Origin of the sequence: Rhizobium glycinendophyticum, from assembly GCF_006443685.1 — a bacterium.
GTDB lineage: Bacteria > Pseudomonadota > Alphaproteobacteria > Rhizobiales > Rhizobiaceae > Allorhizobium > Allorhizobium glycinendophyticum.
Window position 1 is genome coordinate 1,406,586 of the sequence record NZ_VFYP01000001.1, and the last position, 15,420, is coordinate 1,422,005.

14 protein-coding genes are annotated in these 15,420 nt (G+C 63.0%); 7 read left to right on the forward strand and 7 right to left on the reverse strand.

The genetic code is table 11. From position 1 onward, the window contains the following. Positions 1-33: 33 nt before the first annotated feature. The 3 genes from purF to radA form a co-directional block, all read right to left on the reverse strand. Positions 34-1,524, reverse strand: a complete 1,491-nt coding sequence (gene purF / locus FJQ55_RS06845; RefSeq protein ID WP_140826894.1) for an amidophosphoribosyltransferase — start codon at positions 1,522-1,524, stop codon at positions 34-36. 139 nt (positions 1,525-1,663) lie between these two features. After that, entirely contained in the window at positions 1,664-2,281 is a 618-nt protein-coding gene (locus FJQ55_RS06850; protein WP_140826895.1) for a CvpA family protein, read from the reverse strand. A gap of 90 nt (positions 2,282-2,371) precedes the next feature. Next, positions 2,372-3,775: a DNA repair protein RadA gene (radA, locus tag FJQ55_RS06855; protein ID WP_140826896.1), complete on the reverse strand. Its 1,404-nt coding sequence runs from the start codon at positions 3,773-3,775 to the stop codon at positions 2,372-2,374. A 378-nt stretch (positions 3,776-4,153) separates the two neighbouring features. On the opposite strand from radA, the gene FJQ55_RS06860 reads away from it, so the two are divergent. Continuing rightward, a complete protein-coding gene (locus FJQ55_RS06860) occupies positions 4,154-5,419 on the forward strand; it encodes a hypothetical protein (RefSeq protein ID WP_140826897.1) in 1,266 nt (421 codons plus the stop codon). A gap of 17 nt (positions 5,420-5,436) precedes the next feature. On the opposite strand, the gene alr is transcribed toward FJQ55_RS06860, so the two are convergent. Next, positions 5,437-6,603, reverse strand: a complete 1,167-nt coding sequence (gene alr, locus FJQ55_RS06865; RefSeq protein ID WP_140826898.1) for an alanine racemase — start codon at positions 6,601-6,603, stop codon at positions 5,437-5,439. An 87-nt stretch (positions 6,604-6,690) separates the two neighbouring features. Here alr and FJQ55_RS06870 point away from each other — a divergent pair, with 87 nt between their 5' ends. The 3 genes from FJQ55_RS06870 to FJQ55_RS06880 all read left to right on the forward strand — a co-directional run bounded on the left by FJQ55_RS06870 (position 6,691) and on the right by FJQ55_RS06880 (position 8,623). Further along, positions 6,691-7,554 (forward strand): AraC family transcriptional regulator, encoded by an 864-nt coding sequence (locus FJQ55_RS06870; protein ID WP_140826899.1) that lies wholly within the window; start codon positions 6,691-6,693, stop codon positions 7,552-7,554. A gap of 68 nt (positions 7,555-7,622) precedes the next feature. Then, a complete protein-coding gene (locus FJQ55_RS06875) occupies positions 7,623-8,324 on the forward strand; it encodes an AzlC family ABC transporter permease (RefSeq protein WP_140826900.1) in 702 nt (233 codons plus the stop codon). Further along, the gene (locus tag FJQ55_RS06880; protein WP_140826901.1) at positions 8,321-8,623 is read left to right on the forward strand and encodes an AzlD family protein; all 303 of its coding nucleotides are present in this window, start codon (positions 8,321-8,323) and stop codon (positions 8,621-8,623) included. Before FJQ55_RS06875 ends, FJQ55_RS06880 begins: the two co-directional genes overlap by 4 nt. 38 nt (positions 8,624-8,661) lie before the next feature. On the opposite strand, the gene FJQ55_RS06885 is transcribed toward FJQ55_RS06880, so the two are convergent. Then, complete coding sequence (locus FJQ55_RS06885; protein WP_140826902.1) at positions 8,662-10,164, reverse strand: replicative DNA helicase; 1,503 nt, start codon at positions 10,162-10,164, stop codon at positions 8,662-8,664. Positions 10,165-10,455: 291 nt separating this feature from the next. Between FJQ55_RS06885 and FJQ55_RS06890 the strand changes: the two genes are divergently transcribed. Genes FJQ55_RS06890 through FJQ55_RS06900 form a run of 3 tightly spaced genes read left to right on the forward strand, consistent with a single transcriptional unit; the run spans position 10,456 to position 13,634 of the window. Beyond that, positions 10,456-10,911: a MarR family winged helix-turn-helix transcriptional regulator gene (locus tag FJQ55_RS06890; protein WP_140826903.1), complete on the forward strand. Its 456-nt coding sequence runs from the start codon at positions 10,456-10,458 to the stop codon at positions 10,909-10,911. Continuing rightward, a complete protein-coding gene (locus tag FJQ55_RS06895; RefSeq protein WP_140826904.1) occupies positions 10,908-12,566 on the forward strand; it encodes an MFS transporter in 1,659 nt (552 codons plus the stop codon). Before FJQ55_RS06890 ends, FJQ55_RS06895 begins: the two co-directional genes overlap by 4 nt. Positions 12,567-12,587: 21 nt before the next feature. Then, a complete protein-coding gene (locus tag FJQ55_RS06900) occupies positions 12,588-13,634 on the forward strand; it encodes an HlyD family secretion protein (protein WP_140826905.1) in 1,047 nt (348 codons plus the stop codon). 85 nt (positions 13,635-13,719) lie between these two features. On the opposite strand, the gene rplI is transcribed toward FJQ55_RS06900, so the two are convergent. Continuing rightward, positions 13,720-14,295: a 50S ribosomal protein L9 gene (rplI, locus tag FJQ55_RS06905; protein WP_140826906.1), complete on the reverse strand. Its 576-nt coding sequence runs from the start codon at positions 14,293-14,295 to the stop codon at positions 13,720-13,722. A gap of 20 nt (positions 14,296-14,315) precedes the next feature. Then, positions 14,316-15,293 carry a DUF2232 domain-containing protein gene (locus FJQ55_RS06910; protein WP_140826907.1) on the reverse strand — a complete coding sequence of 326 codons (978 nt, stop codon included), beginning with the start codon at positions 15,291-15,293 and terminating at the stop codon, positions 14,316-14,318. Positions 15,294-15,420: the final 127 nt, after the last annotated feature.

The window sequence follows — 15,420 nt, forward strand, 5'->3', positions numbered from 1 at the left end:
AAATTCCTGTCGTATGCTCTTTGGTCGTGGGGCTCAGCCGTTGGCGGCGAGCATGGATTCCTTGCGGCCCGGCTTCTCGCTCTCCTTGTCGACCAGACGGGTCGGATAGTCGCCGGTGAAGTAGTGATCGGTGAATTGCGGATTGGCCGGATCACGCGGCTTGCCGCCGACGGCCTTGTAGAGCCCGTCGATCGACAGGAAGGATAGTGAATCCGCTCCGATAAACTTCGCCATCGCCGCCTCGTCGGCATATTGATTGGCGAGCAATTTGTCGCGGTCGGGCGTGTCGATACCGTAAAAATCCGGATGGAAGATCATCGGGCTGGCAACACGGACATGCACTTCCTTTGCGCCCGCATCGCGGATCATCTGGACGATCTTCAGCGAGGTGGTGCCGCGCACGATGGAATCGTCCACCAGAACGACGCGCTTGCCCTCGATCATGGCCCGGTTGGCAGAATGCTTGAGCTTGACGCCGAAGGCGCGTATCTGCTGGGTCGGCTCGATGAAGGTGCGGCCGACATAATGGTTGCGGATGATGCCGTATTCGAAGGGAATGCCGCTCTGCTGGGCAAAGCCGAGGGCAGCCGGCGTGCCGCCATCGGGAACGGGCACGACGACATCGGCTTCAACGGGTGCTTCGAGCGCCAGATTCATGCCGGCATTCTTGCGGGTGGTGTAGACGTTACGACCAGCCACGACAGAGTCGGGACGGGCGAAATAGACATATTCGAACAGGCAGACTCGCTCCGGCTGCGGACGGGCCGGCATGCGGGATTCGATGGAGATCGAGCCGTCGGCCTGTGTCTCGCAGATGATCACTTCGCCATTTTTTACGTCGCGGACGAACTTGGCGCCGATGATGTCCAGCGCACAGGTCTCCGAACAGAAGATCGGCTTACCGTCGAGGTCGCCCATGACCAGCGGCCGGATGCCGATCGGGTCGCGGGCGGCGATCAGCTTGGTGCGGGTCAGCGCGATCATCGCATAGCCGCCCTCCATCTGGCGGATGGCGTCGATGAAACGGTCGGTGGTTGAGGCGTGGCGCGAGCGGGCGATGAGGTGCAGCACGACTTCGGTGTCCGAGGTCGACTGGCAGATCGCGCCGGTCGCGATGATCTGGCGGCGGAGCGTCAGCCCATTGGTGAAGTTGCCGTTATGGGCAATGGCGATGCCGCCTTCCTCAAGTTCCGCAAACAGCGGCTGCACGTTACGCAGAGCGACTTCGCCCGTCGTCGAGTAGCGGGTGTGGCCGATTGCCTGTGGGCCGGGCAGCTTCGCCAGCGTCACCGGGTTGGTGTAGTGGTCACCGACCAGGCCCATGTGCTTTTCGGTGTAGAACTGCCGCCCGTCGAAGGAGACGATACCGGCCGCTTCCTGGCCGCGATGCTGGAGCGCGTGAAGACCGAGCGCGGTCAGGGTCGCTGCATCCGGATGCCCCAGGATCCCGAAGACCCCGCATTCCTCGTGATACTTGTCGTCATGGCTGCCATACACGACATAAGAAGGGCTGAACTGCTTCATGGCGAGGGCCTTTGCTCCGGGGACAGATGCAACGATACTGGGCTTCTAACGGCTAAGCCGCCGGTCTGTCCCGATCCGGCGGCGTTGATATGGGTGTCGGTTCGCGCGGCGCCAAGGCCGCGCGATGAACAGTGTGTTCTTAAGGTGTCGCAGGCTGTGCCGGGGTGTCGTCGGACGGCGTCTGCTCCGAAGGTGCCTGCTCGGCCGGAGCGTTGTCACCGGCGGCGTCGGCCTGCGGCTCTTCACGGCCGAGAATGCGCTCGCGAATCTGCGGCTCGATGTCATCGGGCAGGACCGCTTCAAGCTTCAGGACCAGCGAATCCAGGAAAGGCTTGGACTTGGCATTGTTGACCCAGTCAGGACGCTGGCGAACGTCGATCAGCCAGTTCCAGAAGGCGACTGCGACGACCAGCAGAAGGAGCCCGCGAGCGGCGCCGAAGAGGAAGCCGAGGGTACGGTCAAGCGCGCCGATGCGGCTGTCGATGATGAAATCCGCGATGCGTGACGTGATGAAGGAGATCACGATCAGTGATACGATGAAGATGATGCCGGCCGAGCCTGCAAGTGCAATGCGATCATCGCTGGTGTAGTTCTTCACGTAAGGCAGGAGCAGCGGGTAAAGGTAGTAGGCGGCGGCAACGGAACCGGCCCAGCTCGCAATGGACAGCACTTCGCGGGAAAAGCCGCGCACCATCGCCAGCACCGCCGAAAACAAGACGACGCCGATGACGATACCGTCGAAAATCGTAATGGGCATAGACACCAACTCCAAGACTTAGCCGGACGGAACCGACCTGATTGTCACCGCGACACCGCCGGAACGCGTGGCTTCACGCGTCGGACCGGATCAACCATCCTCCTGATCCGTTGGCGCTTTCAGCCGGGAACCGGCGATCCGCGCCACAAGATCGGGAAGGCTGTCCACTTCCCTCCATTTGCCCGACGAACCCTTGGGAAGGTCCGGCGACGCAGCCGGCAAGACCGCAGCGGAGAAACCGAGCTTTTCCGCCTCTTTCAGCCTCTGGGCCGTGTGCGACACGGGCCGCACCGCCCCTGACAGGCTGACTTCGCCGAAATAGACGCAATCGGCCGGAAGGGCAATACCGGCGAGCGATGAAACCAGAGCGGAAGCGATGGCCATGTCCGCTGCAGGCTCGCTGATCCGGTAGCCGCCGGCAACATTGAGGTAGACATCATGTTGCCCAAGCCTGACCCCGCAATGCGCCTCCAATACCGCCAATATCATGGCAAGCCGTGACGAATCCCATCCGACAACCGCACGGCGCGGCGTCCCGAGCGAGGTCGCCGCCACCAGCGCCTGCACTTCCACCAGCACGGGACGGGTGCCCTCCATGCCGGCGAAGACAGCAGCACCCGGCGCTTTTTCGTTGCGCTCGCCGAGGAACAGTTCGGATGGATTGGCGACTTCGCGCAACCCCTTGTCCGACATTTCGAAGACGCCGATTTCATCGGTCGGCCCGAAGCGGTTCTTGACCGTGCGCAGGATGCGGTAGTGATGGCCGCGGTCACCCTCGAAATAAAGGACCGCATCGACCATGTGCTCGACGACACGCGGCCCGGCGATCTGGCCTTCCTTGGTGACGTGGCCGACGAGCACCATCGTGGCACCCGTCTGCTTGGCATAGCGGATCATCGCCTGCACGCCGGTGCGTACCTGGGTGACGGTGCCCGGCGCGCTGTCGGCCGTGTCGCTCCACAATGTCTGGATGGAATCGATGATGACCAGATCCGGCCGCTTGCCTTCCGAAATCGTGGCGAGGATGTCTTCGACATTGGTTTCCGCCGCCAGCAGCACGTCGGTATCGGCTGCGCCGAGGCGCTGCGCCCTGAGCCGAACCTGGGCGACCGCTTCTTCGCCCGAGACATAAATGACACGGTGGCCGCGCCGGGCGAGTGCGGCTGCCGCCTGCATCAGCAGCGTCGATTTGCCGATCCCCGGGTCGCCGCCGATCAGGACGGCGGAGCCCCGCACGAAACCGCCGCCGGTTGCCCTGTCGAGCTCGCTCATGCCGGTCGGGATGCGCGGCGCTTCCTCGATTTCCCCGGACAGCGAGGTGAGGGTGACCGGACGCCCCTTCTTCGGCATCTTGCCGGGACCCGAGCCGATCCCGCCCATCGGATCCTCTTCGACGATGGTGTTCCACTCGCCGCAGCCGTCACATTTGCCGGCCCAGCGGGAATGCACCGTGCCACAGTTCTGGCAGACGAATTGGGTTTTGGCTTTGGCCATTGAGTTCTCTGCCTCGTCCGGCGCCACTGACTGCGCCGTATATGATCCTGTTTTGTTCTGGTGTTATAGTCAGCACGTTCCTTGACTGCAAGCGGCACCTCGGCGCAATGCAGCCGGGTCGCCAGCGGCCAAATCTGGGACGGTCGCCGCCAGAAGCGGCCTCCCGTCCAACCCTCCCAGATTTGGCCGAGCGGCAGACGGTTGTCCTTGTTAGAGCGCGGGATGAACGGTGCTGCTGTTTCGATGCGTCCTCGGGGCAGTGACGATTGGCCCGGTTCGCCGACCCAGTGCTCTGATGACCCCGACACATGTCCTATGATTCGTCTGTCCCTGTTATTGATCGGCCGTGAGGCCTTTGCAGAAGAGTGGAGAACGCCGTTGGTGGCTGGTGCTCTGCTCGTGGTTGCTGCCGGCTTCATCACCGTAGACGTCGCCGGCGTGAGCCTGATCCTGCTGAAGGCGGTCGGGGCCTTTGTTGCCTTTCACGGCCTCTCGGGTCTCCGCACGGTCTGGCAGCAGAGGCTTCGGCAGAAGGGTTGTGCGTTGGTGCTGCGGCTCCTCTGCGCGATCGTTGGTCTGGTACTCGCCGCCGCGACGACCACCGATTCCGATTTCCTCCGGATGGCGGTCGCCGTCTTTCTCGGGCTGGATGGCCTGACCCGCATCCCCGTCATCGGCCTGGTGCGCTTCGAGGAATGGCCGGAGGCGGTCGGCATGGTGGCGCTTGAGCTCGTGCTGGCATTGATCCTCGCCACCGCCTGGTTCATTCCGGCGGATCGACACGTCGCGCTGCTTTTCGGCCTTGTTGCGGCAACGGCGGGCGCGACCCTCATGCGCTTTGCCCTGTTCTTGAGAACGACACCCGCCGGTCGATCGATCCATGCGTCGCCGCTCTTCTCCGACCGGGGCTGGAATCAGAGTGCTGTGGCCCGTCGGCAACCGGCGGAGACAAAGAGCCATGGTCACGGCCGCATGCGGGTCTGGATCTGGACCCCGGTGAGCGCAACCGAAGAACGGATTCCGGTTCCATTTATCGATTACTACCTGATGGCCTTCGACCGGCGTGGCAAGCCTTCCGCCGGCCACTCGGCGATCGAGGTCTCTCCCGATCTCTACATCAGCCTGTGGCCGGACAAGGAGATCCCTGCCAAGCTGCACCACTTCCCCAACCTCTTCTTCGCCGGCGAGACCAATGACAAGCCCGGCATGTTCCCCCCGAGTTATGCCTGGGAATGTGAGGACTGGATGCCTGCCGACCGGCATGTGGATTTCCAGCGCTTCAATTATCCGGCGCTATCCGCCTATTGGGAGAATTTCCGCGCTTCGCCGCGCTACAACGCGGGAGACCGCAACTGTGCGATTACCGTGGCCGGCGCCTTGGAGACGGCCATGGAGGGTACGCTGGCAACGGACCGCCCTTGGTGGCGCCTCGTGTCGCTCTTGCTGTCGCCGGCTATCATCCAGGCGGCCTTTCTGCGCTCTCGGGCACGGCATATGTGCTGGACGCCTGGCATGGTCCATGACTACGCCCAGGCCTTTCGCTGCCTCGTCGACGGTGAGGCGCGCGGCGGGATTGAACGCAACGAGGCGCAGAACGACGAGGCGCCCATCCGATCGAGGCCTTCGGTCGGGCGCGTGGCCTGACCTTCCGGCCTTCGATCTCAGTCGTCGCCCTCGATGTAGAGGCGCTCGTAGCGCAGCCCCAGTCCGGTCAGCATTTCATACCCGATCGTTCCGGCCGCCCGTGCCACATCGTCGAGCGGCATGGCCGGCCCGATCAATTCTACATAGTCACCGGCGCGGACGCCGTGCGCAGCGAGGTCGGTCACGTCGAAGATCGTCTGGTCCATGGTGACGCGGCCGACGACGGGGACGGGTTGGCCGGCGATTGCGCCGCGCGCACCGGCAAGGCCGGTCTGCCGCAGCGGAATGCCGGATCCGGAGAGATTGCGCAGATAGCCGTCGGCATAGCCGACGGAGGCGATCGCCAGCCGGCTGTCGCGGGTGAGCCTGTGGCTGGCGCCGTAGCTCACCGTCTCGCCGGCCTTGGCCTCGCGCACCTGGATGATCCGCGCTTCCGCCTTGATGACGCTGCGCATGGGGTTCTTCACGCCGTTGACGGCTTCGCCACCGTATAGGGCGATGCCGGGCCGGGTGAGGTCGAAATGGTAGTCGGCACCGAGGAAGGTGCCGGCAGACGCTGCCAGGCTTGAATCGACACCTTCGAAAGCGGCGCTAACCTGCCGGAAGGATTCGAGTTGTCGCCGGTTCATCGGTGAGGACGGATCGTCTCCACAGGCGAGATGGCTCATGACCAGCACGGGGTCGAGGCTCGCCGGACGTGAGACGTCGTCGGTAAGGGCAATGGCTTCGGCCATCGGCAGGCCGAGGCGATTGAAGCCGGTATCGACATGCAGTGCGCAAGGGTAGGGGCCGCGTTCCGACAGAAGCGCCATCCAGAAGGCGAGCTGCTCTTCCGAGGCGATGACCGGCACCAGATCGTTGTCGAAGAACACATCTTCCTGGCCCGGCCAGATGCCGGACAGAACGAAGATGCGGGCCTCCGGCGCGTAGGGTCTGAGGGTCACGCCTTCCGCCGGCACCGCGACGAAGAAGTCCCGCGCACCCGCCCGGTAGAGCACCTGGCCGACATCCTCGATCCCGAGGCCATAGGCATCGGCCTTGACCACGGCGGCGGCCCGCGCCTTGCCCGAGCGCCGTGCCATCTCGCGCCAATTGTCGGCGATGGCGGAAAGATCCACCGTGAGGCGAAGGGGCGCGGCCAGGAATTCGTCCGGGGCGTCGAGGATGTCGAATCTGTCTGTCATGAGGTCTTTGTATCTGCGGGGGCGTGATCGGTGGAACCTAGCACTTTTCTTCAAGACGAAAATGAGGCCGCCGGATATTATGCTGCTATGCACAGTGTTTCGCAGCAACAGGCGGCCGAAGCCAATCCGGTATCGCTGGTCGAGCGGACGCGCTTCTGGCGCGACGGCCGTTTTCGCGCGATGGAATGCCTGACGGCCTCCTTCATCACCCACGAATTCTCACCGCATTCGCACGATACCTTCTCCATCGGCGCGATCGAGCAGGGCTGCCAGGTGGCGAGCATTCGTGGCACCCGCGAACATACCGGGCCGGGCGCGCTCTACCTGATCAATCCGGGCGAGGTGCATGACGGCCAGCCGGGGCAGCCTGAAGGGTATCGCTACCGCATGATCTATCCGGACACCGAACTTCTGGTCGAGATCATCGAGGATGTGACGGGCAGGGCCTTTCACGGCAGCCCGAGCTTCGGCCGTCAGTTGCTGACGGATCCGGATCTGGCACGCGCCTTCAATCTGGCGCACCGGCGGCTGGAGGAGGAGGGCAGCAGTGCGCTGGAGGGCGAGGAGAGCATGTATTGCGTTCTCGCCACCATGTTCGCCCGCCACGGCAGTGACATCGTCCGCGCGCCCGATCACGGCGAGCCGCTCGCCATGCGCCGGGTGCGCGATTACATCGCCGAACATTTTGCCGAGGAGCTGGGTCTCGAAACCCTGGCCAAGGTCGCAGGTCTCAGCCGCGCCCACATGATCCGGGCCTTCCGCAAGCAGTATTTCATCACGCCGCATGCCTTCCAGACGGATCTGCGTATCCGCCATGCCCGCCATCTCCTGCGCTGCGGTGCGACGCCCTCGGATACGGCACTGGCCTGCGGTTTCGCCGATCAGGCGCATCTGACACGCCAGTTCAAGGCGCGCACTGGCCTGACGCCCGCCGTCTTTCGCGCCGGCTGACATCAGGCACTTTCCTTCAAGACGACGGACCTTTGAGCCGGCTAGATCCTCCGCCAACAGGAGGTCCCATGAAAGACTATGCATTCCGCCGCGAAGCCATTGACGGCTTTCGCGCCATTCTTCCCTTGATCATCGCCGCAGCCCCCATCGGCTTCGTCTTCGGCGCCGTGGCGACCGGCAACGGCTTGTCGCCGCTGGAGACGGTGCTGATGAGCGCGCTGGTCTTTGCCGGCGGTTCGCAATTCGTCGCCATGGATCTGTGGACCCATCCGGCATCTTGGACGGCGCTCGGCTTCGCAGCCCTGCTGGTCAATCTCCGCCACGTGCTGATGGGTGCCTCTCTGGAGCGCAGCCTCGGGCTCTTCCGCCCCTGGCAGAAGCTGCCGACACTCTTCGTCATGGCCGATGAGAATTGGGCCTTGGCGGAGGCGCGGGCGCGGACGACGGTGCTGACACCCGCCTACTATCTCGGGCTCGCCTTGCCCTTCTATCTCGGTTGGTTGGTATCGAGCCTCGCTGGCGCGCTCTTCGGTGCACTGATCGGCGACATCGCCGTCTACGGCCTGGATTTCGCCTTCCCCGCAGTCTTCATCGTCTTGCTGACCGGCTTCTGGAAGGGCAGGGAGACGGGGCTGGTGCTGGCCGCAAGCGGCCTTGCGGCCCTCACGGTGCACACACTGGTTCCAGGCGCCTGGTACATCGCCGCCGGTGCGCTCGCCGGCATCGGCGCAGCCTTCCTTCCGCTGGCGCAAAAGGAGCAGGCGGCATGAGCCTCGATCCCGCAACCCTCGCCGCGATCCTCGCCATGATGGCGGCCACGGTCTTCACACGCTTCTCCGGCGCATTCCTCGTGCGTCGCCTGAAACTCGGGCCCGGCGCCGAAAAGGCACTCGCCACCGTACCGCCTGCGGTGCTCATGGCCGTGGTCGCGCCGACGGCCTTTGCCACCGGCTGGCCGGAGACGATCGGCTGCCTGATCGTTGTCGTAGCGGCTTTGCGCCTTTCGCTGCTACCGGCGGCGGCGCTCGGCGTTGTTTCCGTGGCGCTCCTGCGCGCAGCCAGCATCTGAGGCGGATGTAGGAAGGGCGCCTTTCGGCGCCCTCGATCTCACGGCTCTTCGTACTGGATGAAACTCGGGTCGGCCAGATCCGCAAAGCGGGTGAATTCCGACTGGAAGGCGAGCTTCACGGTACCGGTCGGTCCGTGACGCTGCTTGGCGATGATCACGTCGGCCGTGCCCTTGACCTTGTCCATCAGCGCTTCCCATTCCGGATACTTCGGGTCGGACAGGTCGCGGGGCTCGAGGTTCTTCACGTAATACTCCTCGCGGAACACGAAGAGCACGACGTCGGCGTCCTGCTCGATCGAGCCCGATTCACGAAGGTCGGAGAGCTGCGGGCGCTTGTCTTCGCGGCTTTCGACCTGACGCGACAGCTGCGACAGCGCGATGATCGGCACATTGAGTTCCTTGCCGAGCGATTTCAAGCCGGTGGTGATCTGAGTAATTTCCTGCACGCGGTTTTCGCCCGACTTGCCGGCACCCGTCATCAGCTGGATATAGTCGACCACCAGGCAGTCGAGGCCGCGCTGGCGCTTCAGACGGCGGGCACGCGCCGAGAGCTGGGCGATCGAGATACCACCGGTCTGGTCGATGAACAGCGGCACCTTCTGCATGGTCTGAGAAAAACCGACCAACTTTTCGAACTCGTGTTCGGTGATTTCACCACGGCGGATCTTCGAGGAGGAGACTTCCGTCTGCTCGGACATGATACGGGTGGCGAGCTGTTCGGACGACATTTCGAGCGAGTAGAAGCCGACGACGCCGCCGTTCTTCGCCTTGAAGGAGCCATCGGGAAGAACTTCCGGCTCATAGGCAGCGGCAATGTTCCAGGCGATGTTGGTGGCGAGCGAGGTCTTGCCCATACCCGGACGTCCGGCGAGCACGATCAAGTCGGAGCGCTGCAGGCCGCCCATCTTCGAATCGAGTGAACTGATGCCGGTCGAGATACCCGAGAGGTTGCCGTCGCGCTCGAAGGCGGCGCCCGCCATGTCGACGGCCTGGGCGACGGCATCCGAGAAGGACTGGAAGCCGCCATCGTAGCGGCCGTTTTCGGCAAGTGCGAACAGGCGTCGCTCGGTGTCTTCGATCTGCGCCTGCGGCGGCATGTCGAGCGGCGCGTCATAGGCGATGTTGACCACGTCCTCGCCGATCTGGATCAGCGAACGGCGCAGCGCCAGGTCATAGATAGCGCGACCATAGTCTTCCGCATTGATGATCGTCACCGCTTCGGAAGCCAGCCGCGCGAGATATTGCGCCACGGTCAGGTCACCGACCTTCTGGTCGGCCGGCAGGAAGGTCTTGATGGTGACGGGGTTCGCCGTCTTGCCCATGCGGATGATTTCAGACGCGACCTCGAAGATCTTCCGGTGCAGCGGCTCGTAGAGGTGCTCGGCCTTGAGGAAGTCCGAGACGCGGTAATAGGCGTCGTTGTTGACCAGCAGCGCTCCCAGGAGAGCCTGTTCCGCCTCGATATTGTTCGGCGCTTCCCGGTAGAGCGGTTCGGGAGCCTGGGCTTGTGGGCGCGCAATGTTGCGAACGGCATCGATCATGGTGTCACAGGCTTCTTTATCGTTGGGAGCGTGGGATCAGGGTTTGGCGACCCCTGCTGCCACAGTCAACACGCGTCTCCCCATCACTCGTCTTTTTCCGCTTGTCCCCAGTTATCAACAGGCGGCCCCGAGCATCAGCGGGAAATGCTTGACGGGACAGATAGGCGAATCGCTTTGGCAGCCATGATTCTAAGGCATGGCAGCCATCGCTTCAAAACACTTGAAAAGATCAGGGCGCGGATTAGTTAGGTTTAATATAGATAGCGTCCTAATTATACCGAGAGATACCGAATGTCGCGTGCCACGCAAAACGAACAGCTGTTTGACGAGATGTCCGCGTTCAACCGCAAGCTCCGGGCCTTCTTTGATGCCGCCGTGCGTGAGGAGGGGCTGACACTCGCCCGTGCCCGCGCGCTCTTTGCCATCGCCCGGCGCGGACCGCTCACCCAGAAGGATCTGGCCGAAGAGCTGGAGATCGAGACGCCGACGCTGGTTCGCGTTCTCGACGGCATGGAAAAGCAGGATCTGATCCAGCGTACCGAGGATGCGACGGATCGCAGGGCAAAGCGGATCGACATGACGCCGGCCGGCCGGGACACCTTTAAACGTGTTCATGCGCTAGCGGGTGAATTGCGAGGCCAGATCGCTGAAGAGATCTCCGCAGAAGACATTGAGACTGCGCTCTCGGTTGTCCGCCGGCTGATGCGCAACATGCAGCAGTTGGACGCTGGGAAGGGGAAGTCATGAGCACTGTTGCCGAACCAAACGCCGCTACTGTCTCCCTGACTGAGGAGCAGACACCGGTCGCGCCACCTTCTCCGCCTCCGCCGAAGCCCCTCTGGCTCGCCGTAATCTACGTCGCATCCGGGCTGCTGCTGTTCATCACGCAGGGCATGGGCATGAACATCGTCAATGCCAATCTCTACCAGCTGCAGGGCGAATTTTCTGCCACGATCGCCGAGGCGGCCTGGCTGTCGGCTGCCTATATGGCGCCCTATGCCACGCTGTCGATCGCGCTCTTCAAGGTGAGGGCGCAATACGGTCTGCGGCCTTTCGCCGAATGGAGCATCCTTATCTTCGTTGTGGCCTCGCTGCTTAATCTGTTTGTGAGCGATTTGCATTCCGCACTCGTCGTCCGCTTCATCAGTGGTTGTGCGGCCGCCCCCATTTCCTCGCTCGGCTTCCTCTACGTGCTGGAGGCCTTCCCGGCGCACAGGAAGCTCAGCCAGGGGCTGAACGTCGCCCTCATGGGCACGCTGCTCGCGGCTCCGCTTGCCCGCATGGTATCCCCGACCCTGCTGCAGATTGATGGTTGGCATGCCCTCTATACGCTCGAACTCGGCCTCGCGCTGATCTCCATGGCCATCATCTATTCGCTGCCGCTCACACCTCCGCCGCGCGCCAAGGTGATCGAGCGCATGGACATCGTCTCCTATCTGCTGATGGCGATCGGCATCGGCTGTCTCGCCGTGTTCCTCACCCTCGGCCGGCTCTACTGGTGGTTTGAGACCTGGTGGCTCGGCGCGCTTCTCGCCTGCGCCATCGGCTTTATCACCCTGACGGCCCTGATCGAATCGCGGCGTACAAATCCGATGCTCGATTTTCGCTGGATCTTCTCGCGCGACAATCTGCACATGGCTGCCGTCCTTCTGGTCTTCCGCGCCGTGTCCTCTGAGCAGTCCTCGACCGCCGTCAGCTTCTTCCAGCAGATTGGTCTGCTGAATGACCAGCAATTCGTGCTCTGGTCACTCGTCCTGCTCGCCTCCATTGGCGGCGCGCTCTTCTGCCTGGTCCTGATGTCGTCGCGTTATGTCGAGACTGCCCATGTGATTGCGCTCGCGCTGATTGCCGGCGGTGCCTATCTCGACAGCCAGGCGACCAACCTGACGCGGCCGGAACAGATGTATGTGAGCCAGGGCATGATCGCCTTCGGCGCTGCGATGTTCCTGCCGCCGGTCATGGCCAAAGGCTTCGGTGGCGCGCTGCAGAAGGGCTTGCCCTATGTCGTCAACTTCATCGCCATTTTTCTCTTCACCCAGATCACGGGTTCGATGCTGATGACCTCGCTACTCGGCAGCTTCGTCACCATCCGCGAGAAGTTTCACTCGAACGTGCTGGTCGAAAACATCCTGTTGACCCGACCCGAGGTCGCCCAGCGGGTGAGCCAGCTGGCGGCTGCCTATCGCAAGGTCATCACGGATCCCGCCATCCTCAATGCGGAAGGCCTGACCCTCTTGTCTCAGCAGGTGACCCGCGAGGCTTACGTGCTCGCTTACACCGATACCTTTCTCTTGATCTCGGTCGTCACGACCGCAGCGCTCGCCGTGCTGCTCGTGCATCTCGCCTGGCGCTGGTTGCGGACGTCCCGCAGCGCCAAGATCGCGCTTTCCCCCCAATCCTGACGTCGAAACGGACCCACCGCCATGTTGAAGAAGATTTTCACCCCCGCCACCATCCTGATCATTCTCGGCGCAGTCCTTGGAACGTCCCTCGTCCTCTACGCTTGGCGCCTGCCACCCTTCGCCAGCTCGGTGGAGATGACGGACAATGCCTATGTTCGCGGTTATGTCACCACCATGAGCCCCCAGGTAAGCGGTTACGTCGTCGAGGTGCCGGTGAAAGATTACGAGGCGGTGGAGAAGGGTCAGTTGCTCGCCCGGATCGATGACCGCATCTACCGCCAGAAACTGGCACAGGCAGAGGCCGCACTCGCCACGCAGAAGGCTTCGCTGGACAATTCGCGTCAGCAGGAAAATGCGGCCAAGGCGCGGATTGCCTCCAGCGAGGCGGCCGTTGATTCCGCCGATGCCGATCTTCAGCAGGCACAGTCTCAGGCCGATAGACAGGATAGCCTGATCCGGAGCGGCGTCGTGACGACCAGCGCCCAGGAAGTGGCCCATGCGGCCCTCGACCGTGCCCGCGCTGCCATGGCACAGGCAAGGGCAGCCGTCGAAGTGAGCCGTCAGGACCTGCAGACGATCATCGTGAACAGGGGCTCGCTCGAAGCCGCCGTTGCCAATGCGGAAGCCTCGGTCGAACTGGCCAAGATCGACTTGTCCAACACAGAGATCCATGCGCCCCGCGAAGGCAAATTGGGGGAGGTCGGCGTGCGGGTCGGGCAGTATGTGGCAGCCGGTACCCAGCTGATGGCCGTCGTGCCGCCGGATGTCTGGATCATCGCCAATTTCAAGGAAACCCAGCTCGCCGGCATGCAGGTCGGCCAGCCGGTCGAGATCACCGTGGATGCTCTTGATCGCCATGTCCTGAAGGGACATGTGGAGCGCTTCTCGCCGGCAACCGGCTCGGAGTTTTCGGTAATCAAGGCCGACAATGCCAGCGGCAACTTCGTCAAGATCGCCCAGCGGGTCGGTGTGCGGGTAGCCATCGACACGACCCAGGAGGCGGCAGCCAGCCTGACGCCAGGCATGTCGGTCGTGGTGAAGATCGACAAGAGCCTCGATCCGGCCTGAGCCGGCAAGAGTTCAGACAAAAAAGCCCGGCCTTGCGGAAGCAAGGCCGGGCTTTTTGCATTCGCCTGGAAGGGCGAAAGACTGATTATTCGTCGTCGCCGTCGATGTCGGCTTCCGGATCGAAGAAGTCTTCCGGACGCAGAGCATCTTCGTCGATGCCGTAGATGGCGTCGGCCGAAGTGAGGTTTTCGCCCTTGAGCTGGCGTTCTGCTTCTTCAGCCGAACGGGCAACGTTGAGCTGAACCGAGATTTCGACTTCGGCATGCAGGTGGATGACAACCTGATGCAGGCCAATGGCCTTGATCGGGGTGTTCAGCTCGACCTGGTTACGGCCGATGTTGAAGCCTTCTGCAGCCAGGATCTCGACGACGTCGCGAGCAGCAACCGAGCCGTAGAGCTGGCCCGTTTCACCAGCCGAACGGACGACGATGAAGGACTTGCCGTCGAGAACGTCGGCAACCTTCTGGGCTTCCGACTTGCGCTCGAGGTTGCGGGCTTCGAGCGTGGCGCGCTCGGCTTCGAAACGGGCCTTGTTGGCAGCGTTGGCGCGCAGCGCCTTGCCCTGCGGCAGCAGGAAGTTACGTGCGAAGCCGTCGCGAACCTTGACGGTTTCGCCCATCTGGCCGAGCTTGGCGATGCGTTCAAGCAGAATGACGTCCATGATATTGTTCCTTTCAGTGGTCAATTCGGGTTGTCTGGAGTGTCTGATTTGGCCTTGGCGGCCGGTGTAAGCGCAACGGTCCGGCGGGTATCCGACAGGCCGATGATGAGCGGAATGATCAACGGCAGCAGCATGACCGTTGACAGATAGGCGAGCACGAGGGCCGGCAGGCGCCAGTCCTTGCCGCGCGTACGAAGATGCATGGAGGCAAAGCCGGCCATTAGGAAGCCCGCACCGAAGGTGCCACAGACGGTCGCACCCACCATCGCGGGAACGCCGCCGATGAAGCAGCCGATGATCCCGGCAAGGAAGATGAAGACGGCATTGCGGTTCATGCGCAGCGAAGAGGGGATGTCTTCGCGCGGGCGCTTGGCCCGGCCGGAGGCCGACACGATGCGCTGCGCGGCGTAATACATCAGGAACAGCAGCATGACCCAGGTGCCGCCCTGAATGATCGGCAGCAGCACCAGCATGGTGCGCTTCAGCTGTTCAAGAGCGGCGGGATCCGGAAGCATTGACGGATCCTGGCTGCTCATCGCCTGCGTCATCGCTTCAACCAGCTGGTCGGTGAACTCCGGCCCGAAGCCGATGATCACGCCAAGCGCAACGACGGCAAAGGTGACGAAGGCGCAGAGCTGCAGCAGAATGTCAGAGAGCGGATACCAGGCGATCAGATGATCGGGGCCACCGATCTCGGAGGCAGGACGGGCAAGGCTCGACAGATGGGCAAGCCAGCCGGCGGGCGCCAGCGTGAAGATCGCCATGCCGAAGGCGAACATCGGCGACATGCTGATCGTGCCGAGGAAGGCGGCGGTCAGGATGGCGGTGATCGAGGCGGTGTTGCCCCAGCCGAGGCCAACGATGAGTACGGGGAGGGCGGACGCTGCATAAAGGATGGAGGCGAGCGTCGGCTGCGCCGCAGCACCCAGCACGAGCAGGGCGGCGGTAATACCGGCAAGAAGGCCGGTCATCAGCAATTTCGCATCCAGTTTCTGCAAGGTCGCTGTCCTGCCGGTTGAAGCAGTTAGGGGAAGGTCGTCATGCCGTGTGGCAGGATTTCCCCAACATGGGTTTTTGCCTGAAGTCGCCGGACATTGAAGTCAGCGCCTGAAGGCGGTTGTTCCG